This is a genomic window from Pseudomonas sp. Pseusp97, assembly GCF_047304025.1.
Taxonomy (GTDB): Bacteria; Pseudomonadota; Gammaproteobacteria; order Pseudomonadales; family Pseudomonadaceae; genus Pseudomonas.
Genome location: NZ_JBGLYK010000495.1, coordinates 1 through 437 on the forward strand (window position 1 = coordinate 1; position 437 = coordinate 437).

Annotated in this window: 1 protein-coding gene and 1 pseudogene; both read right to left on the reverse strand. The window is 74.4% G+C overall.

Annotated features, from left to right (window positions below; translation table 11 throughout):
* Positions 1 to 79 precede the first annotated feature (79 nt).
* The gene (locus tag ACCC94_RS30075) at positions 80 to 316 is read right to left on the reverse strand and encodes a 2Fe-2S iron-sulfur cluster-binding protein (protein WP_413353220.1); all 237 of its coding nucleotides are present in this window, start codon (positions 314 to 316) and stop codon (positions 80 to 82) included.
* Positions 309 to 437 (reverse strand): annotated as a pseudogene (locus tag ACCC94_RS30080) (D-amino-acid oxidase); the annotation flags it as partial. The gene ACCC94_RS30075 and the pseudogene ACCC94_RS30080, both read right to left, overlap by 8 nt.

Here is a 437-nt window from a genome sequence, read left to right on the forward strand (position 1 = left end):
GGGGGGGGGGGGGCGGCGGCGCGGGCGGCGGACAACCCGGCCGGGCCGGCGCCGATGATGACGATATCGGCCGCAGCGTTCATGAGCGGCTCTCCACCTGCATGCCGTCGCGGCAGAGGGTCTGGCAGGCCAGGCGGCGCTGGCCGTCGATGCTCACCCGGCATTCCTGGCAGACGCCCATGCCGCACAGCGGCGCGCGGCGCTGGCCGCTGACCGATGTACGCGTAGTGCCGTCGCTGCCCAGGGCAAGCGCAGCGGCGACCGTGGTACCGGCGGCGACCCGCAGCGGGCGACCGTCGAGGATCAGCTCAGGCATGGGCATTGGCTCCGAGGAAGCGGTGCGGGGAATAGGGTTCGGCCGCCAGCGGCAGCGGCTCATCGCACAACTGCGCGGCGAGCAGGTCAGCGGTGCCAGGGGCGGTGGTCACGCCCAGGCC